The following is a 26,006-nucleotide window of genomic DNA, read 5'->3' as shown; positions in this document are numbered from 1 at the left end:
CAACATGAGTAAGATGGCAAATATATTAAGCTTTTCGCCAGCCAAGTCACCGATGAGCGGTACCATGGGGGCAGTCTATAGTCGAGCGCCCGCTTTATTATTGCCTCTTATTGGCCTTTTGATGTTCCTCGCTATTTGGAATGGTGTGGCAAAAAGTATTGATACCTCGCTCGGGCAATTTCCTGGTCCTGCTCAAGTATGGGAGCAGGCAGGATCACTTATTACTGAGCACAGTGCACAGCGAGAGAAAGCTGATGCGTTTTACACAAGACAAGAAGAGCGCAATGCCGCGCGAGTTGCACAAGACCCAACTTACGAACCAAAAACTCGTGAGTTTACCGGTTCACCCACCTTCTTTGATCAAATATGGACAAGTCTTTACACCGTCATGGTGGGGTTTCTTATTGCCTCAGTGATTGCTGTACCCGTGGGAATTTTATGTGGACTGAGTAAGTCAGCCTATGCGGCCATTAATCCGCTCATTCAGCTGTTTAAACCCGTGTCACCTTTAGCATGGCTACCATTGGTCACTATGGTCGTGAGCGCGCTGTATGTTAGCGACGACCCTATGTTTTCAAAGTCATTTGTAACATCGGCACTCACGGTATCATTATGCTGCCTTTGGCCCACGCTAATTAACACTGCGGTGGGTGTGTCTGCTATTGATAAAGACTTGATTAACGTGAGTAAAGTACTGCGTTTAACGCCCATGTCTCATTTAACAAAAATCATTCTGCCTTCTTCTATTCCTATGATTTTCACAGGGTTGAGATTGTCACTTGGCATCGGCTGGATGGTATTGATTGCCGCAGAAATGCTGGCGCAAAACCCGGGCCTTGGTAAGTTCGTCTGGGATGAGTTTCAAAATGGTAGCTCAGAATCTTTGGCTCGCATCATGGTAGCGGTGCTTACTATAGGCGCTATCGGTTTCATACTAGACAGAATAATGCTGTCGGTTCAACGTGCAGTGAGCTGGGACAAAACCAGCGTATTACGGTAATTAAGGAGAAAGAACATGCAAGCTAAACACTTGGAATTAGAACAAGTAGGCATCGATTTCCCTACACCGAAAGGCCCGTTTACGGCACTGACTGATGTAAACCTTAAAATTGCGAAAGGTGAGTTTGTTTCATTAATCGGTCACTCGGGCTGTGGTAAATCAACCGTTCTTAATATTGTGGCGGGTTTACACCAAGCCACCACAGGCGGAGTTATACTCGATGGTGCTGAAGTAAAAACACCTGGGCCAGAACGTGCAGTTGTTTTCCAGAACCACTCCTTATTGCCTTGGTTAAGCGTTTATAAAAACGTGGAATTGGCGGTAAAGCACACTATGCGTGGCAAGCCTAAAAAAGAAATGCGAGATTGGATAATGCACAATTTAGAGCTTGTGCATATGACCCACGCCCTTGATAAATTACCCAGTGAAATATCTGGGGGTATGAAGCAACGTGTTGGTATCGCTCGGGCCTTAGCGATGGAACCAAAAGTATTACTCATGGATGAGCCCTTTGGGGCGTTAGATGCGTTAACGCGCGCGCACCTGCAAGACTCTTTAATGGAAATTCATGCTGATTTAGGGAATACAGTGATTATGATCACCCATGATGTCGACGAAGCCGTGTTGCTTTCCGATAGAATCGTGATGATGAATAACGGCCCTGCAGCGACGATAGGCGAAATCCTTGATATCGAGCTGCCTAGACCCCGAGACAGACTTAAGCTTGCTGACAACCCTCAGTACAACCACTACCGACATGAAGTACTGACCTTTTTGTATGATAAGCAAAAAAAAATTGAGCCGGTGTCTTCCCATATCAAATCTACTCAAGCTGGAGGTGGTTCTGCAAAGAAAGCGAACAGCAAATCCGACGCAGCTTGAGTTAGGCGTTTAACGCTAATTCAAAGCGCTACAGCATAAGTCGCTAAAACTTATTTAAACCCTTAGGTGCTCATCCCATTTTTAACTGGGAGGGAGCCCCTTAACTAAAAATCGTCAATAAGAACGCTAACCAATAAACGTTAATATCGTTAATAACAAGGGAACGCACATGAATACGCAAGATATAAAACCATCAGCCCAGCTAACAGAAGCACCGACAAATAGATGTAAACCGGTACAGAAGCGCTTTGCAAAAGCAGCACTGACAAGCGCTATGTTGGCATGTTTCAGTGCGCCATCGTTTGCCCAAAGTTGGCACGATGTATTAAGCGAAGCCTCTGCATGGGCAGACTTGAACTTACGTTATGAATCAGTCGACCAAGATAATGCGCTTGATGACGCCAGTGCATTAACGCTTCGTACTCGCTTAGGTTTTAAATCGGGTACGTTAAATGGATTTTCTTTTACCGCAGAAGTGGAAGATAGCCGCATTGTTATGGGGCAAGGCGATTATACAGTAGGCCCTACAGGTTATAACGTAGGTGAGTATTCAGTGATTGCAGACCCTGAAACCACCGAAGTGGATCAAGCTTTTATTCAGTACAAAAATGAAAAGCTAACACTCAAAGGGGGCAGACAAGTGATCGCCCTCGATAATCACAGGTTTGTAGGACATGTGGGGTGGCGTCAAGATAGGCAGACCTTCGATGGTGTAACTGCTACCTATGCGCTTAACGAGAAAGTGAATTTCTTTTATGGATACCTTACCCAGCGAAATCGAATTTTTGCACAAGCCGCTGATTTTGATTCAAAAGATCATTTATTCAACGCGAGCTTCAAAACCGCGGTAGGAAAATTTACCGCTTATGGTTATTTATTAGAAATTGATAATGACACCGACAATGCGCTTGATACCTACGGTATTCGCTACAACGGAAGCATGAAAGGTGAGACAGTGAATTGGGCATACGGCGCTGAATTTGCTACGCAAAGCAGTGAGTCAGGCTCTGGTGAAACCGCTACCGACTATGATGCTAGCTACATTAATGCAAACCTTGCGGCTACCTTTTCAGGTATTACCGCAAAGATTGATTATGAGTTGTTAGGCTCTGACGATGGTGCATATGGTTTTGCAACGCCACTGGCCACCCTGCATAAATTTAACGGGTGGACAGATCAATTCTTAGGTACACCTGCACAAGGTCTTCAAGATGTTACTTTCTCTTTATCCGGAAAATTAGCTGGAGGTAAATGGTTGCTGGCCTATCATGATTTTAGTGCCGATGAAGCCACAGCGGAGGTAGATGATTTAGGTAGCGAAATTAACGTACAGTACGTGACTAAAGTGGTGGATAAGGTCACCCTTGCGGTGAAGTATGGTAGCTACTCAGCTGGTGATATCAAAGTAGACGCCAATAAGTTATGGGTGTGGGCAAGTACGCGTTTTTAATCATGCTTGAAGGGCGTTTGATGACGTTTTTTTAAAAAGCGACATCAACTAAGCGCCACCAGCAGGGCCGACAAAACAAATTTACCAACAGACACACCAACGGGCCCATACAAAAGACTTATAAAAAAGGTGCTGGAGAATAGACTCTCTAGCACTTTTTTTGTCGCTTATGAACGCGAAGGTCGAAGCGTTTAAGAGGTTTAACCGCTTTAGCTTTTTGCTGGAAGCAGCCACTTGTTCTGTACCGCGGTATCTAATTGACGCGTCACATAATCCCATAATTTAGGTGCACAATGCTTCAAGTGTAAGTTACGCTTTTCTATCTTATCTCTGGTAACAGCATGTTTATTCCAACTACCACCTTGATTTTGCATGTTTTGAAACACAGGAAGCACTCGGTCCATTGCCTTGGCAAACTCGGCATCAGGGGTCTTTGCTTCTTCAAACTCTACCCATAGTGATAATAATTCTTCGGCATAGGAACTGGGCAGTAAGCCAAAAATACGCTTTGCCGCATCAAGCTCTTTTTCTGCTTGCGCGTCGTGTTCTGCGGCGTCGTTGAAGGCAAACAAATCGCCTGCATCAATTTCCACTACATCATGAATCAAAATCATACGAATCACCCGAGCGACATCAATAGGTTTCTCGGAATAATGTGCCAATGTACTGGCCATGAGGGCAACGTGCCAACTGTGCTCAGCGGAGTTTTCTTGGCGATCGCCATCGCAAGGCAAGGTTATTTGGCGTTTAATACTTTTTAGCTTGTCTAATTCGCAAATAAAGGCACTGAAATCTTCCGGTAAAAATGACATGAATAGCTCCGGCTTTTTTACGGATTGAAAAAATGAAAATGGGCCTTAGCGTTAACCACTATGGCCCATTCAATCATGTGCTGAAGTAGAAATGTTGCAGCCTACTTCAATTATGTAAGTAACTATTTTTGCTCAGATAACCAAACAATCAAATCAGCAATATCGTCAAAGGTCATTTCAGCAGTAAACTTAGGCTGATATTTACCATTAATCACAAAACTTGGTACACCTGAAAGGTAGTCTCGGTTCTTATCGATAAGCTGCTGGTTCTTACGAATCATATTGTTTACGCCAAAGCTGGTGGCTAACTTATCAAACTCAGCGCCATCAACACCGTTTACCACAAAGATGTTACGCAAATCTTTAAGGTTGGTAATGGTTGCGCGTTGCTTATGAATGTAGTTGAAGATAGCGGTGTTCATTGCATCTTCTTGTTTCATTGCACGGGCAATTAACATGGCATGCGTCGCGGCATCTTGAACGTCAGGGCCGGTAAAGCGCATAAAGTTAACATGCACCTTTTCAAACTTAGTGTTCTCGCCTTTCTTCTCTTTAATTTGTTTTACGATTGGCTCAAATTGGAAGCAATGTGGGCACCAGAAAGAGAAGTATTCTGTGATAACTGGCTTTATAGTCGCTTCTTCATCTAATACCGTGTAATGGGTACCTTCTTTCCATTTAGCTGTACCTTCTTGGGCACATGCGGTTAATGGCAAAAGCATTGCCATTACAAACAATACTGCAAACTTCTTCATGTAATTGAATCCTTTGATTTCAAATCTATCTATCAATGCTGAGGTTACCACAGGCTTTTATTGGGCACTAGTTTACGCGACAAGCGAGCGGAAAAATGCAACGAATGGATGATATCTGAGAGGAAAGTTTCGCTTCTTCGTGCCGAAGAAGCGAATAAAGTGTCACTATTTGAGTTTAAAAAGTGACGGAATAGGTATTACTAGTAGCTGTAGCTCACCGATAGCAATGCACGTCGTTCTTGTCCTGCATAGCCCACGATATCCTCGTAGTCAGTATCAAAAAGGTTATTCACTTTTAATGATAATGCCCACTTTTCAGAAACTTGATAGCCAAGGTTAACTGACGCTAGGATATAAGCTGACAACCCTAAGGTTTCTGCATTAGCAGGGTAGGGAGGGAAGTAAGTATCGTAATGGGTGCCGGTATAGGCCAATTTTGCATAAAGGCTAAATTTCTCGGTACCTAAATCAGACAATACCGACAATGCGCCTTGATGACGTGCACGGCGAAGCTCTGTGCTGGCAATGCCAAAACTGGTTTGGTCAGCGTCTAAATAGCTATAAGACGCCGACACCTTCGCTAAATCGCTAAGCCAAGTTACTTCAACGTCTACGCCATCACGGCTACTTTCACCATCTACATTGGCAGCGGTGTACACGCCTTGGGTGGCGTCATAAACGAAGCCATTAATTTCGTCTTCAAGTTGGGCGCTATAAGCACTCATTTGTGCGGTAACCGAATTCCAATTTGCTTTTACGCCAACTTCCCACTCTTCACTCTCTTCGGGCGTTAAGTCTGGGTTACCAATAAAGCTATCTGGGAAATAGCCAAATCTCTCAGTAAAGGTTGGGGTTTTAATCGCCTTACCGTAGCTTGAAAATAGCGCATAGGTTTTTGATACTTGCCACGTTAGGCCTGCGCGATAACTAACGGCGTCATCAAATTCACTGTTGTTGTCGAACCGTGCGCTTAAAGTCGCAAAAACGTTATCAACGAGGTCACCAGTGGCTTCACCAAATAAGCTGGTCGTATTGTCGTGCTGTTTTTGATTCGGATCGCCAAATACAACAGGGCCACGTTGTTCAAACAAACGTTGTAAGTATTCAGCACCACCCGCTACTTGCCAGTTATCAAATTGGTAAAAGCTTGTCCAATTTAGGGCTAAGCGCTCACCCGTGGTACCACCTGCATCGGCACCTGATGTGGTATTGTCATTGTCGTCTTTTCGGTAATCGAAAGACACGGTAGACGCATAGGCCGATGCATCTGGCGCGTAGCGCCAAGCTAGTTTAGTACTAAGTTGGCTACCCTCAGTCACATTGTCGGCATCAGCTGGCAGGCCAGTCGTTACATAATCAGTACCATCGTAATCATTTTCGTATTGGGTGCTGCGAAATTTCGCACTTAACGTGTGTGCATCAGCCATTGCGTAATCAACGTTGATGCCTGCGGTCATGTTGTCATAACCGTCATCTTCATTACCCACGCGGGAAATGTTATCGCCATCTGTTTTTAGGTAATTGGCATAGGTGCGTACAGCCACATCGCCATTTTGCGTGGCGGCATTAATGCTGCCTTGGTAAGTACCTTGTGTGCCTATTCCCGCACTTAAATTAATGCTTGGTTTTGCACTGGCTCCTTCACCTGCTTTGGTGGTGATACTCAATACACCACCAATTGCACCACTGCCCCATAAGGCACTTTGCGGGCCACGTAGTAGCTCTATACGTACCACGTTAGCCGAGGTTAAGTGGGCCAAGTCTATCAAGCTTCCTTGGCCAATATCGTTAGACACCACGCCATCAATAAGCACGAGTAAGTGGTTACTTTCGCTGCCTCGAACACGAACTTCGGTAAGGCCGCCTGGGCTACCAGATTGGGAAAGGCTTACGCCAGGTAGGCCACGAATTAAATCGGTAAGTTGTACAGCGCCAGAGGCTTGAATATCTTGCTCGGTTAATACGCTTACCGATGCAGGCAGCTTAGCTATTTGTACAGGTAAACGGGTGCCAGTAACGGTAAGTGTTTCTATGGTATCAGGAGTTTGCGCTAAAACAGGTGCAGACAGCAGTGTTGCCACGGCAGCGTAAACTGCAGTGCAGGTAAAGTGTGTTTGAAATTTCATTGTATTTCTCGCTATGTACTCCGCCCGAGTACAAGGGTGAATGTAAGCAGAATAACTGCCGTGAAGCTAGGCCGGTATCCGGGCTCACTCACCAATACTGTGTATGGTTTCTCTGCCTTCCCATGTCGCGACATTAATAGCGATGACACAGTGGCGTGTTAAGGAGAATGTGTGTGTTCACACTGAGTTTACCGTTGCGGGGGCAGCATCAGATTTCACTGATTTCCCGTTTAACCCATAGATGGGCACCTAAGCGCGAAGGAGTATAGCTTAAGTGCCTAATAAATAGCGAGTGTGTTCAGGTTTAGCGGGCTAATATCCGAGCTTCAAGGGCGCTTCTTGCATGGCAGAGAGTTGCTCTTTTAGCGCAAGAATTTGACCTTCCCAGTATTTATCGTCGGCAAACCATGGAAAGGCGCGAGGGAAGGCTGGATCTTCCCAGCGGCGAGACAGCCATGCCATATAGTGCACCATACGCATGGCGCGAAGGGGTTCTATTAACGCAAGTTGATTAGTATTAAATGGCTGAAATTCTTCATAGGCTTCAATCAACGTATCAAGTTGCAATAGTTGTTGCTGTCTGTCGCCACTTAACATCATCCATAAATCTTGGATAGCAGGGCCCATCCGACAATCATCTAAATCAACAAAGGTAGGACCATCTCGCCATAGAATATTTCCAGGATGGCAATCGCCGTGCAATCGAATAATGTCGGTGGCTTTATAAGCAGAGGAAGCGGCACTGATAACAGGGTTCAAAATAGCAAAGAAGGCTGTTTTGAGATGATCTGGAAGCAAGGTGCTGTTCTCAAGAACCTGACGAGGTTCATCTAAATAGCTTTGGGTATCGATATCTGGGCGCTGTTTAAAGGTTTTCGATTGAGATACGCGGTGAATACGGCCAATAAAGCGGCCCATCCATTCCAGCTGATCTAAGTTATCGTTCTCAAACTGGCGCCCACCCACAGAAGGAAAAACCGTAAAGCGATAATCGCCATGGTGGTGAAGGGTTTTTCCGTTTAGCGCTAAGGGCGCAACAATCGGAATTTCGTTATCAGCAAGTTCTTGGGCGAAGCTGTGTTCTTCCAAAATTTGCGCGTCTGTCCAACGGGCAGGGCGATAAAACTTAACCACGTAACGTTTATTATCATCGGCTTGAAATTGGTAAACCCGGTTCTCATAACTATTGAGAGCGAGTAAGCCGCTTTGAAGAAAAATGCCCTGAGTTTCCAGGGCATCTAATATAGTGTCTGGATCTAATCCAGAAAACGAAAAGTCTTTCATCGATAAAGGAATTTGGTTGGCTCATTAACCGTAACGTTTTCACCTGAATCGGTGGTAGTGGTAACGGTGAATTGAATGTCTGTTACCACATCTTCCAGATTATACGGGTCGGTTGCAACCGAAATCGGTGTGCTATAAACCTCACCACCTTGCACAGTCACTTCTTTATTGCCAATAAAGGTGTATTCAGGCAGCCCTTGTACCGAAATGGTATAGGTATGAGTTTGCTGAGATTTGTTTAATACTTTAACGGTATAAACGTTCTCAATTAACCCTTCATTCGTTTCACGGTATAACGAGTTACGGTCGCGAATAATATCAATTTCTAAGGGCACGCGGGTTACAATGTCGGCAACCAATAATCCTGTCATGACAATAAGCACGATAAGGTAGCCAATTAGCTTAGGCCGCACGATGTGTGTTTTACCCCCCGCTAGCTCTTCTTCCGACGTAAAGCTTATAAGCCCTTTGGGGTAACCCATTTTATCCATTACGCCGTTACAGGCATCTACGCACGCACCGCAGTTAATGCATTCATATTGCAAACCGTTTCGAATATCGATGCCGGTGGGGCAAACCTGCACACAGAGGTTACAGTCAATACAGTCACCCAGGCCTTTTTCATGCACCTGTTCATGGCTAAGCTTACGAGGACGAGGGCCTCGCTGTTCGCCTCGTTTGGCATCGTAAGAGACGGTAAAGGTGTCTTTGTCGAACATGGCCGATTGAAAACGGGCATAAGGGCAAATATGGGTACACATGATTTCTCGCATGTAACCCGCATTGGCATATGTGCACACTGCAAAAAAGACCACTGAAAACGCGGCCCAGAAGCCTGTGTTAAAGGTGAAAAAATCAACAAAGAGTGCGCCGATTGGGGTGAAATACCCCACAAAGGTGAGTGCGGTAAGTAGGGCAACCGCCACCCAAGCCGTATGTTTGAGGGTTTTGCGAATAAACTTATCCGCATCCATGTTTCGTGCGTCTAGCTTAATACGTTTATTTCTAGGGCCTTCTATCTTCTCTTCAAACCAAGTGTAGATATACACCCAGGTAGTTTGAGGGCACATGAAGCCGCACCACACCCTACCTGCAAAGGTCGTCACGAAAAACAGCGCGAATGCGCCCACGATGAAGATATAGGCAAGCAAGGTTAAATCTTGCGGCCATAAGGTTAACCCAAAGATAGAGAAGCGCTGCTCGACAATATCGAGTAGCACTGCCTGCTGGCCATTAAATCTTATCCAAGGAATAGCGGCAAAGATGGCGAGAAAAAACAAACCGAAAAAACGTCTGAATGTTTCAAGAGGGCCTTTAACCGCACGAACATAAATACGACTACGCGAGTCGTATCGCTTCCCTTCAGTGGTTGATGCTGGTTTATGCACCTTAACTGGAGTAACGTTTTTAACCGGAATTTGTTCGTTCATTTTTTCAAAACCTTAGCCAACTTCTTGTATTGCGCGGCGCATTATAACAGCTGAAAATTCAGCGTGTTTAACATAGATCAATGATAGGGCTAATGATCAGCTTTATTTATCTTTCAGTCAATACTGAAAGTTCAGAAATTAGATTTTATCAATCTATCTTTACTTAATGCTAGTTGACTACTATGGCGATAATAGTTTTTAATACCGAATGAAAATTATACAAGTAATTATCCTTTTGATTTTTTTGACGAAAATGTTTGTTGAAAATAATTAACGATAGCTGCGTTGTTTGAATTAAGTATAGTAGTGGAATAATTTTAAATGCTTCGTTTCTTTGTAATCTGTGCCGAAATTGTATTATTGGTGATTGTGCTACGATCGCCTTTTGTTCAATACTTTTTTTCAGATATACAAAGTACCATCTCAGGTTGGTTTGTTTCTATTTCTGAGTTACCTGAACAAAGAGAGCTAGATGCGTTAAAAGATCAAGCGGCGGCGCAGCTTGCGCCTTTAAAAGAATTCGAAGCAAACTACCTTCGAAGAATTCTGGCAAGTCGTTCAACGGTCATGCGCTTTCATATCGCATATTGCGAAACCACCGATATAAACCCAAATTTTAGCCGCGGCAAGCGCCAGCAGTTGTGCGTAATGATAGAACAATCTAAGCTACTGCAGCCCGATAAATAGCTACTGCAGCCCGATAAATAGCTACTGGAGCCCGATAAATAATTGGCGCTAAAGGTGTTGTTTCTTGTATTAGTCTCTTCTTCGTTTCTGTCGTCGTACCTTCCAATCCTTTCCCACTATTACCCTGTATATAGATAAAGCCATTCATTCTACGTTCAGCTACCTGTGCTATTATTGAGCATATAGTTGTGATAAAAGTAGTAACATTGCTATAAGTTGAAGCCATGCTTCACTAAGCGCCGTTACCCGCTTACTCAGTTTTTTGTCGCTGACTAATACCGGGTTTTTAGAAACGAGGTAGGGGGTTACATGAAAATAGCTAAGTTAACGAGTGTATCTGCGCTCTTGCTCGCCAGCGTGGGTATGTCTGGTGTACTGCAAGCGGCACAGGTTGAAGTAACCTGGGAAGAACCAAAGTCTTACCGAGATGTTAAGCCATCGAATGAATCTCGAACTCGCTTTAGAGAACGCACTTTTAAAGAGCTCGATGAGTTTTTTACTGAATTAGCAGAAAAGCTTCCTGACGATCAAAAACTGTCAATTACCGTTACTGATTTGGATTTAGCCGGTCAGGTGTGGCCTGCATCTTTTGTTGGTATGGGGCAGTCTGCTACGGATGTCAGGATCATTAAAGAAATAGACATTCCTAGAATGTCATTCTCATATGTACTTACAGGCGGTGACAGCACAGTGCTTAAGAGCGAAGAGGTTAAGATTAAAGATATGATGTTCATGAATACCGTTAATCGTAGGTTACCCAGCGATAATCTGGTTTACGAAAAGAACATGATTGAAGATTGGTTTAACGATACGTTTGCAGAAAGCCTTGTTGCTAATAAGTAGTTACGTTTAGCGACCAGCTGTTATTTGCTATATCAATATGAATAAAAAACCGCCTATACAGGCGGTTTTTTAGTTTTATCTGCTTGATTAAATGTAATCAAACTCACTGCCGGATACGGCCAACGTGCTTTCATAGCCTGCTGAATACGCTTGTTTATGCGCATTGCGACGAGGCAATATACGCTGCATGTAGAAATCACGGGTTTTCTGCTTAGAAGAAGCTAGCACAGCATTATCTGTACTCGCCGCTTTATCTGCCATGCTGTACCACAGCACACCAATTAGCGAGTAGGCAGAATAGGCTAAGTAATCTGCTGCCGCCGCCGCTGCTGTAGTGCCATCCATACCTAGGCAGTCAGCCGATGATGCGCGCCAATCGTCAAGTAAGCCTTGCGCCAGTCCTTTACTTTCAGCATCGCTAATATCAGCAACTAGCTCAGCAAACGCCTGATAAGTAGCTTCCATCATTTGCCCGCCATCACGGGTTAATTTACGGCCAATTAAGTCTAATGCCTGAATACCGTTGGTGCCTTCATACAACATGGCGATACGAACATCACGCATCAATTGCTCCATGCCCCACTCACGGATAAATCCATGACCACCAAAAACTTGCACCCCGATACTGGTAGTTTCAAGGCCCATATCTGTCATGTAGGCTTTGCAGATTGGCGTAAGAAACTGCAGCACTTTATCTGCATTTTCTTTTTCTTCGTCAGTGCCTAATTTTTCGATATCCATGTACTTTGCGTATAGCAAAGACAGTGCGCGGCTACCTTCAATTTGTGATTTTTGCGTAAGTAGCATTCGGGCTACATCAGGCTGAAATACAATAGGGTCGGCTTTGCCTTCAGGGTTTTGAATACCTTGCGGCGCACGAGATTGAACGCGCTCACGGGCATACGTTAACGCACCTTGGTAAGAAGCTTCTGCAGCTCCTAGGCCTTGTAAACCCACTTGGAAACGAGCGTCGTTCATCATGGTGAACATGCAGGCTAAGCCTTGGTTTTCTTCACCCACTAACCAGCCTGTCGCGTCGTCAAAGTTCATCACACAGGTTGGGCTCGCCTTGATACCCATCTTGTGTTCAATACTGCCCACAGATAGAGAGTTTGCAGTGCTTGGTTCGTTATTTTCATCAAGCATTAGTTTAGGCACTAGAAACAAGCTAATGCCTTTTACGCCCTTAGGCGCATCGGGTAAGCGAGCGAGTACCAAGTGAATAACATTGCTGCTCCAATCTTGGTCACCGGCGGTAATAAATATTTTATTACCGGTAATTTTATAACTACCGTCGTCTTGAGGTTCAGCTTTGGAGCTAAGTAAACTAAGATCGGTGCCCGCGTGAGGTTCGGTTAAGTTCATTGTACCTGTCCACTCACCGCTGATGAGTTTAGCGAGATACTTGTCTTTTAATTCCTTGCTAGCATGCTTAGTCACAGCAAGCGTTGCGCTTTCTGTTAGCATGGTGGTCAAACGCCAGCTTAGGTTTGCGGCATTTAGCATTTCATGTACAGGCACCGCCATGGTGTAAGGCAACTCCTGCCCATCGTATTCAGCCGTACCTAACATGGCGTTCCAGCCATTTGCTACATACTCTTGATATGCGTCGGCAAAGCCTTTCGGTGTGGTGATTTTTCCGTCTTCCAGCTTACAGCCTTCTTCATCACCTTCACGGTTTAATGGTGCTACAACGTCAATGGCGAATTTAGCGCCTTGCGAAATAATTTCGTTGGCCAGTTCGCTATCAAAATCGCTGATACCCAATTTTTCATAGTGGGCATCTAGGCCTAACCAGTCCTTAAGTAAGAACTGAAAATCGGTAGTAGGGGCGTGGTACAGAGGCATAGAAGACTCCCTTTTCAAACAAGTGTTTTAATTTTGCCACATTATAGACACAAAAAGCATAGACAGAGTAGCCCGTTAAGGGAAAGTTAATGAAAAATAATATGGCTGTATTTGCACAACAACTGTTCAATCCCTTTAAATTTAAACCACAGGGGCATCATAATCTGTGGCAAAGCTTGCTTTTCAATAGCTCGCTGGCATCCTATAACTATAGTTAATTCCATGTATTAAGAAGTAGAGAACTCATGAACCACGGGCAATCAGTTTGTGTCGTTACCGGCGGAAGTTTAGGAATAGGTTTAGCGGTTTGTAATACCTTTAGTGAAAATGACTACCGAGTGATAAACCTGGATGTAAGAGATTTTGACGACACACCAACTAACGCTGAATGGGTGGCTTGTGATGTCAGTAACGTGGAACAAGTGCGACATGCTATCGATAATATTGCCGTAAAATATGGTCGTATAGATGCATTGGTGTGTAACGCAGGTATGCACGTGTCGGCAACCATTGAAGATACCGATGAAGCACTACTCGATAAGATAATGAGCCTAAACATTAAAGGCGCATATGGGGCAATTAAAGCGTCACTACCTACTATGAAAGTTCAAAAAAGTGGGGCTATTGTGGTGATGGGATCCGATCAGTGTTTTGTCGGTAAGCAGAACTCTTTTGCCTATGGTTTAACAAAGTCTGCCTTGGCGTCTATAGCTAAAACCACGGCACTGGATTATGCCCCCTTTAATATTAGAGCTAATGCGGTATGCCCGGGGACGATTGAAACGCCCTTGTTTCACCACGCTATCGATAAATATGTAGCAGCATCAGGGGCCGATAAAACCGCAGTTGTAGCCCAAGAGGCCGCTGAGCAACCTATTGGTCGTATTGGCCAGCCCGAAGATGTGTCTGAACTGGTGTATTTTCTTTGCAGTGATAAAGCGACCTTTATTACCGGAAGCTTACACGCTGTCGACGGCGGTTATACCGCCAAGTGAATATCGTCGATGGTCATCTACATTTTTTTGCCCTTGAGGCGGGTGATTACCACTGGCTTAAGCCGCAAAATCCGCCGTATTGGCACGACAAGCAAGCCATTGCATCATCATGTGATGAAAGAAGCTTAACACTTTCTAGCGGTCACACTCTTGCAGGCTACGTGCATGTTGAAGCAGGGTTCGACAATGAACGTCCTTGGCGTGAGATCCGGTATTTAGAACAACGAGCCCAACTGCCGTTTAAAAGCGTTGCCAGTATCGATTTATGTAGTGAACGGACCTTGTCTGATATTCAAACATTGGCAGGGTTTTCTTCAGTCGCGGGGCTTCGCCATATTTTAGATGAACAAGCCGACTTTATATTAACCCACCCTAAAACAAAACATGCGCTTAAGCGTAGTAGCGAATATGGATTGTCTTTCGATGCCCAACTGGATGTGGGTGACGGCGAGGCGGTAAGAGCGTTATTAAAGTTATTAGAGGCATTGCCCGCACTTTCAGTCATTATTAATCACGCAGGTTCAGCGCTGTTAGGTTCTGCTGTTACCGCTACCTACATTAAGCAGTGGCGAATTAATATGAACGCACTCGCTCAGTGTTCTCAGGTGGCTGTAAAACTCTCAGGGTGGGAAATGCAGTGCAGAGACTGGCATTGGCGCAGTGCGCAAAATATTGTCATGGAAACGGTAGCTATATTTGGCGTGTCGCGAGTAATGTTAGCAAGCAATTTTCCACTTTCTAACTGGCGCCACAGTTATCAAGCGCTTTGGCTGCAATATGAAAAAATGCTGGCGCAGTTTACCTTTGACGAGAAATGCAGCGTGTTGGCAAACAATACCGCTCGTTGGTATGGCCTAGATATCTAAACGACTAATGCCAGCCACTATTTTAAGCGATAGTGCTACGTCGCTAGCTTGCAGCCAAGAGCTTACACTCAAGAGCGGGCACCCAAGGGCTTGCACCTCTATATCGCTTTTTAGTCTATAAGTTGATGGTGGGCGGCCACTGTCTGGCTTTCAATATGAATAAAGCTAAACTCTGCGCTTTGCTGTTTTTTCAATATAGTGAGGAATGCACGAAGCTCATCCACAAAGCGCTCTGCTTTATCTGGCATTATCGCGCACCACACACACAGTGACTTCTCGGTAATTAAATTAGCGTCGTAACGAGGTTTGAATTCGCACGCATCTTCGCGCCAAGACCCTTCACAATCAAAGTGCGTGCATCCACCATAATAGGTGGATAAATATTCGTTTAACGCTTCTTTTACTGGTTCGTATGCGTGTGTGCCTGGTGTCAATATAATGGTAAATTTTGTGCGCTTATTCATTTGTTCTTCGCAAATAGTAAGGCCATTAACAGCACCGCTATTAAGGCTAGGTTAACCGTATTTTCAGATGACATTAGCGAGAATATATCGTAGATACCCCACGTTGAATCATGCTTCACAGATTGTGATGCGGCGACAAAGTTGTTGGTAATATCCACCAAAGAAATACCCCCAATTAGCATGAGTATTACTTCAATCGATTTATTTATAGCACGATTAAGTTGGTTCTCGTAACTTGATATGGCGTTGTTAATATAGGCTGCCCTATCAAGCAAACTCTCTTCTACGGCATTAATTTCCCATGCATCTATGAGTGCGTTCGCGAGTGGCTTTCGACTTCCTTGCAGTCCTCGAAGCGAATCACAAAACTCCAATCGAATATACTCTAGGGTTCTAATTGAAACCATGCGCTGGATCAACTTTTCAAGGGCTTTTCTGCGCCGCCCCGTCGACAGAGCTTTAAGCGATTGCAGCTGATGGTACGCGTTGCTCATCGATTGTTGATAGGCATACAACATCGCATTGTAATGCTGAAGCAAAAACAGAACCCGCCGGTTATCCAACGACAGTAAAATATCATTGTTTAAAAATAGGCAATTTCCCGAACGGAAGAAAGCCTCATCGTTCTCGTAGTTGGTAGGCGGACATTCATGAATAATTGAGAACACCTGTTTGGCTTCTGCGTCAGATTCTGGAACGCGAGTAATATAACAACGTCCAGTCCACAATACCGCGTCACTGTCGGTGAGTTCAGAGGTCAATAATTTACAGCGTTTACTTAGTGTATCAAAGGTGGTGTTTAGCAAGTTGATCATTACACCTCCTGCCGCTTGTAAAATTAAAGACAGGCTTTGTTCAATATCTCTGTTTTCAATCTTTTGCCAACATAGAGTGAGTTGTTCCTGAGATGCGGGTGCCAATGTCGCTTGTAAGGTAGCAATGCCTGTTTGATATAAGCGTAAATTTAAACCTTGAAGCTTAAGGCCTATTTCTTCTAGGGTTGAAAATGCATGTTGAAAAGCTGGACTTTCATGATCGACTTCAAGTTTTACTAATGGGGTAAACATGGGGCTTAATAAGTCAGAATCGGTAGATACATAGCCCATGTCCAGTTTACTTTCTTGATTAAGTACCCAATCTTGGCTGTGCATGACTTCTTCAACTTTGCTGGTTAAAGACGGCGTAAGCGCACTGAATTTACGGGTTAACGCGATAGGCGTATACGTAACAATAGAGACGGGCGGTGAGCACAATAAAGCCGATGAGGAAGCCGAGGCTGACATACTTCTTCTTATCCTTGAAAACAGGCGGGGCAAAAATCATTGCCCCAATCTAAGCGTTTCGTTATTTAAGTTCTGTTACTGTCATATGAGGCGAGCGGTAAACAATCTCGTCATTTAAATCGATACCTAATCCAGGAGTGTCTGGCGCTTCAATAAAGCCATTTACAGGTTGTGGGTCTTGTAAACAAAGCTCACGATTCCAGTCTTTAATGGCATAAGTGTGATGTTCGTGAATTAAGAAGTTAGGTATTGCGGTTTCCAAGTGCAAACTGGCTGCTGTCGCCACAGGTCCGCCACAGACATGTGCTTGAATGCGCACGTCATAGATGTCGGCATAATCACATACTTTTTTCGCTTCAGTAAATCCGCCACACAAGCCTACGTCAGGCTGCAGTACATCAATAGATTGGTCTTCTAAATAAGGGCGCACGTCCCAGCGATGATATAAGCGTTCACCACCAGCAATCGGTACGTTTACATTTTTAGCCACTTTATCGTGTAGTTTTGAATTTAGGTAATTCACAGGCTCTTCGTAATACAAGCAGCCAATTTCTTCAACAATGTCGCCAAGCTGTATGGCGGTAGATGCCCCTAACAAGCTGTGGCACTCAAAAATAATATCGCCGTCTTCACCCATGGTGTCGCGTATAGCTTGTAAGCGAGCTTTAAATAACTTTAATTCTGGCTTAGAGAAAAGTTTAGTGCGATCGAAATGCGTCACGCCATCTTTATCGTAAACAATAGGGTCTACTTTTACCGCATCGTAGCCGTCTTTTAATGCTTTTTCGGTAGCACGAGCATAATCTGCAGGGTCGTTAAGCTTGGTGACTTCTTTATCCCAATCGAACTGCAATTGGCTAGCATAGCTGCGTAGTTTGCCATTGGTTTTTCCGCCCAATAGTTCGTACACAGGCAAGCCTAGGGCTCTGCCTTTAATGTCCCAAAGTGCAGTATCAATGGCACTCATTGCTGCATAAATAACAGGTCCGCCACCTAAGCCCCAAAAACCTTCACGTAGCATACGCGACCACAATAATTCGGTGTGGAATGGGTTGAAGCCAATTAACATGGCTTCGGCAATTTCTTTGATCATGTGCGCTGCAGCACTATGACCCCAATCGTAAGCCAAGCCCGCTTCACCCACACCAGTGATACCTTCATCCGTATACACACGCACAAAAACAGGGTTCCATGCTGGGCGCTTAGGGCATTCAATATCAAATATTTCTACTTTGGTTACTTTCATTTATGGCTCTCTACTGTCTGTTTGGCGTCGCCACAAGCTGCACTGGCAGCGACCTTAAATTGGATTATTCGCAAAAGCCTGGATCGAGCTTGTAAGCTTTTCTTAGCATGGCGGGCCACGCTTTCTGGCCGCCGGTTTCACCACTGTGAACTACGCTGGCTTGCTGATAAATACCGTCGATAATAGGCTGTGGTATATCAATAACCTCTTCATTCGACTGCATGAGTGCCAGCTGAATTTCACAGGCCCTTTGTAAATCATAAAAGCGCATGAACGCATCGCCTACGGTGGGGCCTACTGTTAGCCCTCCATGATTAGGCAATAGCATATGATTGGTATCGCCCAAATCATCTTGTAGGCTTTTCTTTTCACTATCGTTCACTGCTAAGCCTTCGTAACTATGGTAAGACAGCGAGGGGAGTGAAAATAAAGAATACTGGCTCCAAGGCTTTAAACCGCCTTTTACCGATGCCACTGAAATGGTGGCGAGTGTGTGCAAATGAATAACACAGAGTGCATCGTGACGAACTTCGTGAATGGCACTATGGATAGTAAATCCAGCTGGGTTTATTTGATAAGGTGAGTCATCAAGAATGTTACCTTCAAGGTCTACTTTGACAAGGTTAGACGCTGTCACTTCGTCAAACCCTAAACCAAAGGCGTTAACTAAGTAATGGTCGGTACCGGGGACTTTCGCCGAAATATGCGTATAGATAAGGTCGCCCCAACGCATATCAGCAACCAGTCGATAGCATGCAGCTAAATCGACGCGGGTTTGCCATTCTATTTCAGACACTTTGCCTTTAAGGCTAAGAGGAGCTAATGAATACACGGCCTGTCTCCTAAATATCGTAGGCTAAACATGAAGATAATGATGGCTTAATGCCTTCTGATATCAGCGGGTAGTCAAATTACCAAAGCAAGGGCATTGGCACAACTACTCACACATTATTCTTGCTGGGACTGGCTCACTTCAATTTTATTAAAGCTATCGCGAAACGCAATAAGGTCATCAGGAAAGCGAAGTTCGATATGAGTGAGTAAAAAGGGATCGGCTTGTACTAATTCAATCACTTCTAGTTTTGCCCATGGCGGCGCATCAAACACATCTGGCAAGTGTTCTACCCCTGCGTTTAATGTACACTCAAATAGCGCAAGACCGTTTTGTGTAACGGCCAGTTTTTCACCGACCTCGACATTGAAACCTGTTTCTTCCCATGTTTCTCGGTGGGCTGCGCAAACTAATGATTCGCCATCTTTTTTTCCACCACCGGGAAAATCTAAACGATTTGAAAGGCGATGTTTAATCAAAAGCGCTTTGCTTTGCACCTTAATGATGCATGCTGCGGCACTTTGAGTATGCTCATCGTTATTCGTGCTTCGGCAAAAAGGCGCTTCAGGCACCGTCTTTGTACATCCAAAAAGCGTTAAAACTACCAAAATGGATGATAAGCGAAAATTGATACTCATTAGTTTGGGTAAAATACTATTCAGAAAAAATTAATAATAATAAAAACGTAGATAAAGGTTTTGGTTTGAACGCGACCCTGAATCTCGTTAATGCACCAACTTGGTTACTTTATCACGTGGTGCATATTTACCAATAGGAAAGGTTATGTCTTCACGCAAATTACTATCTCCATTACTAATAGGGGCTTTATTGTTAGCGGCTGTGGTTGTCTATTTAAACTTGCCTGCAGAAGAAGAGGTGAAAAAAGGCGGTCCTTTAGCCACAACAGTGAAAACCATATTGGTAGAGCAAGGCGCAATGGCGATTACTATTGAAGCCCTTGGCACTGCCAGAGCGAATGAATCGATAGCGGTCACTGCACAAGTTACCGAAACCGTACGCTCAGTTAACTTCGAAGATGGCGATAGTGTGAAAGCTGGCCAAGTGCTTATTCAGCTAAACAACAATGAAGAGTTGGCTCGGGTTGCTGAATTGCGCGCCAATATTGATGAAGCAAAGCGTCAATACACCCGTATTTTTAATTTGCGTGAATCTAGCGCCGCATCTGAGCAGCTGCTTGATGAACAACAAGCGCGGGTAAAAGGATTAGAAGCGCAATTAGACATCGCTGAAGCACAGGTTGATGATTTACAAATTCGCGCGCCATTTTCAGGTGTGCTGGGCGCACGACAAGTCAGTATTGGCTCATTGGTTCAGCCCGCTGGCGTTATAACTACCCTTGATGATATTAGCGTAGTAAAAGTTGATTTCAGTATTGCCGAAAATCAATTGGCGAGTGTAGCGAAAGGTCAGAAGGTTTCTGCTACATCGGTGGCCTATCCTGGTGAAATATTTAGCGGCGAAATTACGCATATTGATACCCGATTAGATCCCATCAGCCGCGCAATTAGCGTACGCGCCATTATCGATAACAAAGACCAGCGATTAAGACCAGGCATGTTACTTACTATAGTGGTTGAAAAACGTGTGCTTGATACGCTTATTCTTCCTGAGAAAGCCTTAGTGCCAGTGCAAGATATTCAATATGTGTATGTGGTAGAAGACGACGTTGCCCATCAGCGTGAAGTGGTGATTGGTGAACGCCGCCCTGGTATTGTTCAAATTGTGTCAGGCCTTAAAGCTGGTGACGAAGTGATAACAGAAGGCACGCTTAGAGTACGCGACCAGTCTGCTGTTAACGTTCTTAACCGTAACAACGAGGGTTAAGCCATGTTGTTATCTGACATTTCAGTAAAAAGACCGGTATTTGCAACGGTTATCAACCTGCTGCTGATTATATTTGGCGTGGTCGCCATATCCATGCTGGCCCTTCGTGAATACCCAGATATTGACCCGCCTATTGTATCGGTTTCAACCAAATACACGGGCGCATCGGCCAATATTGTTGAAACTCGCATTACTCAATTACTCGAAGACCGAATTTCGGGTATTGAGGGGATTAAAAATATTACCTCAACGTCCACCAATGGACGTTCTGATATCACCATAGAATTTAAATTATCTCGAGATATCGACGCTGCCGCTAATGATGTGCGAGAGCGAGTGAGTAGGGCACTGAATAATCTGCCTGATCAGGCCGATCCTCCAGAAGTTTCAAAGGCCGATTCCGATCAAAGTGCCATTGTGTGGTACAACCTACGCAGTACAAACCTTAATACCATGGAGCTTACCGACTACGCAGAACGCTTCTTGGTAGACCGCTTATCGGTAGCCGATGGGGTCGCGCGGGTCCAAATTGGTGGTGGTCGTCGCTATGCCATGAAAGTATTTCTTGATAGAAATGCGATGGCTGCGCGAGGCATTACCGTAACTGATGTTGAAAGTATTATCAGTTCTGAAAACGTCGAACTTCCTGCCGGTGAAGTTGAGTCGCTAGATAGAAACTTTGAAGTGCGTGTAGCCCGTACTTTCTTATCGCCAGAAGACTTTGCGGCCCTAACGGTTGCGGTAGGAGACGATGGATACCTGGTTCGCTTAGGTGAAATTGCGAATGTGGAATTGGCGGCTGAAGACGACGAAACCGAGTTCAGAGGTGACGGCGTTAACATGATTGGATTGGGCATTATAAAGCAGTCAAAAGCCAATACCTTAGATGTTGCTCGCTCAGCAAAAGCGCAAATTAGAAAGATTGAAGAAACATTGCCGGACAATATTTTCATTGTGCCTAGCTATGACTCCTCAGTGTTTATTGAAGCATCGATTAACGAAGTTTACGAAACCCTTGCCATAGCCATGCTTATGGTGGTGATTGTTATTTACCTTTTCTTGGGCAATGTACGCGCCACACTGATTCCTGCGGTCACCGTACCCGTGTCGTTGGTCGCTGCATTTATTGTGATGTACGCGTTAGGCTTCTCTATCAACCTACTTACCTTACTTGCCATGGTGCTGGCAATTGGGCTGGTGGTAGATGATGCCATCGTGGTACTTGAGAACATTTCCCGGCGTATAGAAATGGGAGAGCCGCCCATATTAGCCGCTTATCGAGGGGCGAGAGAGGTTGGCTTTGCAGTTATTGCAACTACCTTGGTACTGATTTCTGTGTTTGTACCCTTGGTGTTTCTTGAAGGGAATGTTGGGCGTTTGTTTACTGAGTTTGCCCTGGCCATTGCTGCTGCTGTGGCGTTTTCTAGTTTTACCGCATTAACATTATCGCCCATGATGGCGTCGAAAATTCTAAAGAAACGTACCCGTTCAGCAGGGTTTGGCGCTTGGATGGACAAGCGTTTTCATGCACTCGAAAATCGCTATTTCAAAAGCTTGGGAAGCACTATTCACCAGCCGTTTATCATGGTGCTACTACTGATTGTTTCAGTGGTTGCGCTAGTGCAGATTTCAGAGAAGTTACCCAGCGAATTCGTACCAAAAGAAGATCGCGGAAACTTTTATATTCTAATGAATTCGCAAGAAGGGGCTAGTTTCGAAAGTAATGCCGCTAATCTAAAACTTATCGAAGACATCCTAATGCCCTACCGTGAAAGCGGTAAAATAGGCAGGTTACTGGTACGTACACCTGGATTTGGTAACAATGCTGGTATGGCTATTATTGGCTCTGCTGATTGGGATGAGCGTGATTTTAGCACCTTCACATTGATGGATGAAATAAGTGCGAAGCTTGATGCCGTACCTGATGTAAGAGCATTTGCCATCATGCGAAGTGGGATTTCAGGCGCAGGCTTCGGCCGACCTGTGCAATTCGTATTGCAAGGTGACACCTACGAGAACTTAGTTGAGTGGCGTGACATCCTCATTGAAAAGGCATCAGAAAATAGAAACTTAGTTCGTATCGATTCTGACTATAAAGAAACATCACCTCAGCTTCTGGTCAATATCGACAGAGACAGAGCCGCTGATTTGGGTGTGTCTATTAGTGATATTGGCCGTACCTTAGAAGTGATGTTAGGGCAACGTACGGTATCTACATTCTTAGATAGAGGCGAAGAGTATGATGTGATTATCGAGGGGATAGAGGCTGATTTCAGAAGCCCAAATAGTATCGATAATCTTTATGTTCGCTCTTCAAGAAGCGGCGAGCTTATTCCCATGGACAACTTGCTTACTTTCGAAGAGCAGGCGACGTCGTCTCGCTTAAATCGCTATAACCGCATGCGAGCTGTCACCATTTCAGCAAACCTTGCCGGCGATTATACATTAGGAGAAGGCTTGGCTTACCTTGAAAATATCGTACGCACAGAGCTGCCTGACAATGTGTCTATCGACTACAAAGGCGAGTCACAACTTTATCAAGAACAAGGGAATTCCTTTGTCTATGTGTTTATGCTGGCGTTAGCTGTTACATACCTTATTCTTGCTGCCCAATTTGAAAGTTGGGTGCATCCGTTAGTCATAATGCTAACCGTACCGCTCGCGCTGGTAGGTGCTTTTATCGGCTTATTCTTTGCCGGGATGACACTTAATATTTATAGCCAAATAGGGCTGGTTATGTTGATTGGCCTTGCGGCGAAGAACGGTATTTTGATTGTGGAGTTTGCTAATCAGCTACGAGATGCCGGTATGAACTTTGAAGATGCCTTACGACGTGCCGCTGCTCAGCGTCTTCGCCCAATCGTTATGACTGGTTTTACGACGGTATTTAGTTCTTTGCCCTTAGTGTTTGCCTCTGGGCCTGGTGCGGAAAGTCGCATGGTAATTGGTATGGTTATCGCGGCAGGCGTGCTGGTTTCAGCTTTCATGACTTTATACGTAGTGCCTACCGCTTACAGTTGGCTAGCCCGAAATACCGGATCGCCACAGCAAAGAAGTACTGAAATAGAACGCCTAGAAGTTGACATTCCCTACCGTAAGGGTGAGGAAAATTGAGCCCCTATTAGTAAGGGCAAGAGCGTGTTTTTTAAACGCTTATTCCATACGGTTATGCTCAGTGCTTGACCAATAAGGACTAAAAAGTTCAAAAAGTCGTGCGGTATTAAGGTATATATTTTTATACACTAATATCGTTCGGCACTCCTAAGTTAAATTATTGTTTTTTTGTTATCTAATTGATTTTAAGTAATTAAATAGGAATTCTCGCTACGCCTTAGTTATTTTTACGTATGACTTTTTAAGCCCTTCCAGTGCGCTTATCCTTTAGTATAGTTGCTTCTACGCCTCTCTTCCCTAAACTGCGCCTACTTTTTAAAGCCAGACTGAACGCAACGAAATTTAATACAAGAATTTTTTGTAACTCAGTTGGCAGTTTTTCTAATCCTTGCTAATACTTATCTTAATCTTAAAGCAGGAAGATATCTGTATGAGTAAGAATAAAAAATAAGCACATCGGTATTTGTAAATTAAAGAATAACGTTCTTAGTTTTGCGCTACCGAAACAAATACGACTTAGAGGACATGTAATGAAACAGTGGATACTAGCAGCAAGTTTGTGCAGCAGCATGGCTTTTGCAGATGTAGCAGTGATAGTTCACCCATCCAATGGGGATGCGTTAGATAAAGATTCAATCAGCCGACTTTTCCTCAATAAAATGAAATCTTTTCCAAACGGCACGAATGCAGTACCTCTAGCACTTGCTGAAGGACAAGCCGCTACAGATGAATTCAATGGCAAAGTTTTAAATAAGTCTGCGTCACAGCTTACCGCTTTTTGGTCTAAATTAGTTTTTACTGGGAAAGGTCAGCCTCCTAAAGCACTAGGTAGCGACGCCGAGGTGGTTTCAGCTGTTGCTGCAGACCCGGGTGCAATTGGCTATGTAGATGCTGGCTCCGTCGACGGAAGCGTTCGCGTAGTTGCCACTTTTTGATTACACAGTTTAAGAATTTTTAAGGAACGAGCATGAAAACCAAACTTGCCTTTTTAACCGCTGCTAGCCTTTTAGCCGCGCCAGCATTTGCAGAAATTCAAATTAACGGCTTCGCTAACCTAATCGGTGGTATGACACTAGATGATGACGAAGCAGTATACGATTACGACAGCGACTTTAACTTTGATCCAGCAAGTGTCTTTGGACTACAAGTACGTGGCGATGTAAGCGACAAGCTTTCTGCTACGGCGCAGTTAGTAGGCCGTGGTAGTGATGACTACGATGCAAGCTTCGAGTGGGCTTACATGACTTACGTGGTAAATAACAACGTAAGCATTAGCGCTGGTAGAATCCGTTTACCACTGTTCAAATACTCTGCGTCATTAGATGTGGGCTATTCATACCACTGGTTAACGCCACCTGACTCTGTTTACGGAATCGATTTCAACAACATTGATGGTGTGCGTCTTGACTACAGCACATACTCAGGCGATTGGGAATATGGCGCGCAGTTTACTGTAGGTCGAGTTCAAGCTGATACCTTTATTTCAGGTACACCGGCTGAGCTAGAGTTAGAAAACGTAGTTGCCGTTTCTTTTGAAGCGACACGAGATTGGTTTAGTGCACGTACTTTACTAGCACGCGGTAAAACTACAGCAGTTAACGAAGATTTTGATACGTTTGTTGCAGGCATGGGGCAATTTGGTGCGTTCATTCCACCAGCAACTGCTGCTGCTGAAGGTTTCAGCGTAAATGAAGACACAGGTACATTCTTTGAAGTCGCTGTGGATATTGATAAATACGACTGGTTTATCGGTGCTGAGTATACAAAAACAGAAGTAGATGATGCAATCATTGCATCAAATGATGCTTGGTACGTAACGGCCGGAATGCGTTTTGGTAAGTTCACACCTCATATTACTTTTGAAGTAGAAGAAGCTGATAACGCTGATCAAGTAGCACTTATTGCTGGGTTGCCTAGCATGATTGACACTGGCGATGCAGTAACAGATGCAACGTGGTCTGCAATCTATCAAGCGGCTACAGGCATTGCTGCCGACCAAGAACAGGACACTTCTGCTGTTACTTTAGGTCTTCGTTATGATATCGAGCCAGGATTTGCAGTTAAAGCTGGCGTTACTTGGTACAGCGATGACCTAAATGACGCTAACGATGCTACTCTACTTAGAGTTGGTGCAAACTATACATTCTAAGTAGCACTACAATAAAATGTTAGATCGCCCTGTTCAGCAATGCGCAGGGCTAAGATATTTCTAAAGTTTTTTGAGAAAGTGAAGATATAGAATAA

At 44.4% G+C, this 26,006-nt stretch carries 22 protein-coding genes and 1 riboswitch; of the genes, 11 read left to right on the top strand and 11 right to left on the bottom strand.

The genetic code is table 11. From position 1 onward, the window contains the following. Positions 1 to 4: 4 nt before the first annotated feature. From R1T43_RS17530 to R1T43_RS17520, 3 genes are all read left to right on the top strand, one after another. A complete protein-coding gene (locus R1T43_RS17530) occupies positions 5 to 1,000 on the top strand; it encodes an ABC transporter permease (RefSeq protein WP_317350616.1) in 996 nt (331 codons plus the stop codon). A gap of 15 nt (positions 1,001 to 1,015) precedes the next feature. Next, on the top strand, positions 1,016 to 1,882 hold the full coding sequence (locus R1T43_RS17525) for an ABC transporter ATP-binding protein (protein ID WP_317350614.1): 867 nt from the start codon (positions 1,016 to 1,018) through the stop codon (positions 1,880 to 1,882). 274 nt (positions 1,883 to 2,156) lie between these two features. Continuing rightward, the gene (locus R1T43_RS17520) at positions 2,157 to 3,332 is read left to right on the top strand and encodes an alginate export family protein (protein WP_247670620.1); all 1,176 of its coding nucleotides are present in this window, start codon (positions 2,157 to 2,159) and stop codon (positions 3,330 to 3,332) included. 209 nt (positions 3,333 to 3,541) lie between these two features. Here the strand turns inward: R1T43_RS17520 and R1T43_RS17515 are convergent, their stop codons facing one another. The 5 genes from R1T43_RS17515 to ccoG form a co-directional block, all read right to left on the bottom strand. After that, entirely contained in the window at positions 3,542 to 4,144 is a 603-nt protein-coding gene (locus R1T43_RS17515; RefSeq protein ID WP_317350612.1) for an HD domain-containing protein, read from the bottom strand. 122 nt (positions 4,145 to 4,266) lie between these two features. Beyond that, complete coding sequence (locus tag R1T43_RS17510) at positions 4,267 to 4,899, bottom strand: thiol:disulfide interchange protein DsbA/DsbL (RefSeq protein ID WP_317350609.1); 633 nt, start codon at positions 4,897 to 4,899, stop codon at positions 4,267 to 4,269. A 200-nt stretch (positions 4,900 to 5,099) separates the two neighbouring features. Beyond that, entirely contained in the window at positions 5,100 to 7,025 is a 1,926-nt protein-coding gene (locus R1T43_RS17505) for a TonB-dependent receptor plug domain-containing protein (protein WP_317350607.1), read from the bottom strand. Between the two features lie 51 nt (positions 7,026 to 7,076). Then, a riboswitch (cobalamin riboswitch) is annotated at positions 7,077 to 7,293 on the bottom strand. 44 nt (positions 7,294 to 7,337) lie between these two features. Further along, positions 7,338 to 8,309 carry a serine/threonine protein kinase gene (locus R1T43_RS17500; protein WP_317350605.1) on the bottom strand — a complete coding sequence of 324 codons (972 nt, stop codon included), beginning with the start codon at positions 8,307 to 8,309 and terminating at the stop codon, positions 7,338 to 7,340. Further along, the gene (ccoG, locus tag R1T43_RS17495; RefSeq protein WP_317350603.1) at positions 8,306 to 9,739 is read right to left on the bottom strand and encodes a cytochrome c oxidase accessory protein CcoG; all 1,434 of its coding nucleotides are present in this window, start codon (positions 9,737 to 9,739) and stop codon (positions 8,306 to 8,308) included. The genes R1T43_RS17500 and ccoG overlap by 4 nt, the downstream gene beginning before the upstream one ends. Before the next feature lie 321 nt (positions 9,740 to 10,060). On the opposite strand from ccoG, the gene R1T43_RS17490 reads away from it, so the two are divergent. Together R1T43_RS17490 and R1T43_RS17485 are read left to right on the top strand one after the other, a co-directional pair. Continuing rightward, complete coding sequence (locus R1T43_RS17490) at positions 10,061 to 10,426, top strand: hypothetical protein (protein WP_317350602.1); 366 nt, start codon at positions 10,061 to 10,063, stop codon at positions 10,424 to 10,426. A gap of 309 nt (positions 10,427 to 10,735) precedes the next feature. Next, positions 10,736 to 11,269 (top strand): DUF3016 domain-containing protein, encoded by a 534-nt coding sequence (locus R1T43_RS17485; protein WP_126872447.1) that lies wholly within the window; start codon positions 10,736 to 10,738, stop codon positions 11,267 to 11,269. A gap of 87 nt (positions 11,270 to 11,356) precedes the next feature. On the opposite strand, the gene R1T43_RS17480 is transcribed toward R1T43_RS17485, so the two are convergent. Continuing rightward, on the bottom strand, positions 11,357 to 13,117 hold the full coding sequence (locus R1T43_RS17480; protein ID WP_317350599.1) for an acyl-CoA dehydrogenase family protein: 1,761 nt from the start codon (positions 13,115 to 13,117) through the stop codon (positions 11,357 to 11,359). A 245-nt stretch (positions 13,118 to 13,362) separates the two neighbouring features. Between R1T43_RS17480 and R1T43_RS17475 the strand changes: the two genes are divergently transcribed. Together R1T43_RS17475 and R1T43_RS17470 are read left to right on the top strand one after the other, a co-directional pair. Beyond that, the gene (locus tag R1T43_RS17475) at positions 13,363 to 14,112 is read left to right on the top strand and encodes an SDR family NAD(P)-dependent oxidoreductase (protein WP_211069911.1); all 750 of its coding nucleotides are present in this window, start codon (positions 13,363 to 13,365) and stop codon (positions 14,110 to 14,112) included. Then, entirely contained in the window at positions 14,109 to 14,978 is an 870-nt protein-coding gene (locus tag R1T43_RS17470; protein ID WP_317350596.1) for an amidohydrolase family protein, read from the top strand. Before R1T43_RS17475 ends, R1T43_RS17470 begins: the two co-directional genes overlap by 4 nt. Positions 14,979 to 15,088: 110 nt before the next feature. Here R1T43_RS17470 and R1T43_RS17465 read toward each other — a convergent pair whose 3' ends face one another. From R1T43_RS17465 to R1T43_RS17445, 5 genes are all read right to left on the bottom strand, one after another. Continuing rightward, positions 15,089 to 15,442: a hypothetical protein gene (locus tag R1T43_RS17465; RefSeq protein ID WP_317350594.1), complete on the bottom strand. Its 354-nt coding sequence runs from the start codon at positions 15,440 to 15,442 to the stop codon at positions 15,089 to 15,091. Then, on the bottom strand, positions 15,439 to 16,725 hold the full coding sequence (locus tag R1T43_RS17460; protein WP_317350592.1) for a hypothetical protein: 1,287 nt from the start codon (positions 16,723 to 16,725) through the stop codon (positions 15,439 to 15,441). The genes R1T43_RS17465 and R1T43_RS17460 overlap by 4 nt, the downstream gene beginning before the upstream one ends. A 61-nt stretch (positions 16,726 to 16,786) precedes the next feature. Next, positions 16,787 to 17,971, bottom strand: coding sequence for a mandelate racemase/muconate lactonizing enzyme family protein (locus R1T43_RS17455; protein ID WP_013785445.1), 1,185 nt, complete (start codon positions 17,969 to 17,971; stop codon positions 16,787 to 16,789). Between the two features lie 64 nt (positions 17,972 to 18,035). After that, entirely contained in the window at positions 18,036 to 18,803 is a 768-nt protein-coding gene (locus tag R1T43_RS17450; RefSeq protein WP_211069906.1) for a class II aldolase/adducin family protein, read from the bottom strand. A gap of 116 nt (positions 18,804 to 18,919) precedes the next feature. Further along, the gene (locus R1T43_RS17445; RefSeq protein WP_211069905.1) at positions 18,920 to 19,441 is read right to left on the bottom strand and encodes an NUDIX hydrolase; all 522 of its coding nucleotides are present in this window, start codon (positions 19,439 to 19,441) and stop codon (positions 18,920 to 18,922) included. Between the two features lie 145 nt (positions 19,442 to 19,586). Here R1T43_RS17445 and R1T43_RS17440 point away from each other — a divergent pair, with 145 nt between their 5' ends. The 4 genes from R1T43_RS17440 to R1T43_RS17425 all read left to right on the top strand — a co-directional run bounded on the left by R1T43_RS17440 (position 19,587) and on the right by R1T43_RS17425 (position 25,911). Beyond that, positions 19,587 to 20,648: an efflux RND transporter periplasmic adaptor subunit gene (locus R1T43_RS17440; RefSeq protein WP_317350587.1), complete on the top strand. Its 1,062-nt coding sequence runs from the start codon at positions 19,587 to 19,589 to the stop codon at positions 20,646 to 20,648. Between the two features lie 3 nt (positions 20,649 to 20,651). Continuing rightward, a complete protein-coding gene (locus R1T43_RS17435) occupies positions 20,652 to 23,762 on the top strand; it encodes an efflux RND transporter permease subunit (protein WP_211069903.1) in 3,111 nt (1,036 codons plus the stop codon). A 530-nt stretch (positions 23,763 to 24,292) separates the two neighbouring features. Then, positions 24,293 to 24,697 (top strand): phosphate ABC transporter substrate-binding protein, encoded by a 405-nt coding sequence (locus R1T43_RS17430; RefSeq protein WP_317350584.1) that lies wholly within the window; start codon positions 24,293 to 24,295, stop codon positions 24,695 to 24,697. A gap of 32 nt (positions 24,698 to 24,729) precedes the next feature. After that, positions 24,730 to 25,911: a topoisomerase IV gene (locus R1T43_RS17425; RefSeq protein WP_317350581.1), complete on the top strand. Its 1,182-nt coding sequence runs from the start codon at positions 24,730 to 24,732 to the stop codon at positions 25,909 to 25,911. The last annotated feature ends 95 nt before the right edge of the window (positions 25,912 to 26,006 follow it).

It is taken from the genome of Alteromonas sp. CI.11.F.A3, from assembly GCF_032925565.1.
Taxonomy (GTDB): Bacteria; Pseudomonadota; Gammaproteobacteria; order Enterobacterales; family Alteromonadaceae; genus Alteromonas.
This window is presented reverse-complemented; position numbering and strand designations above follow the sequence as displayed.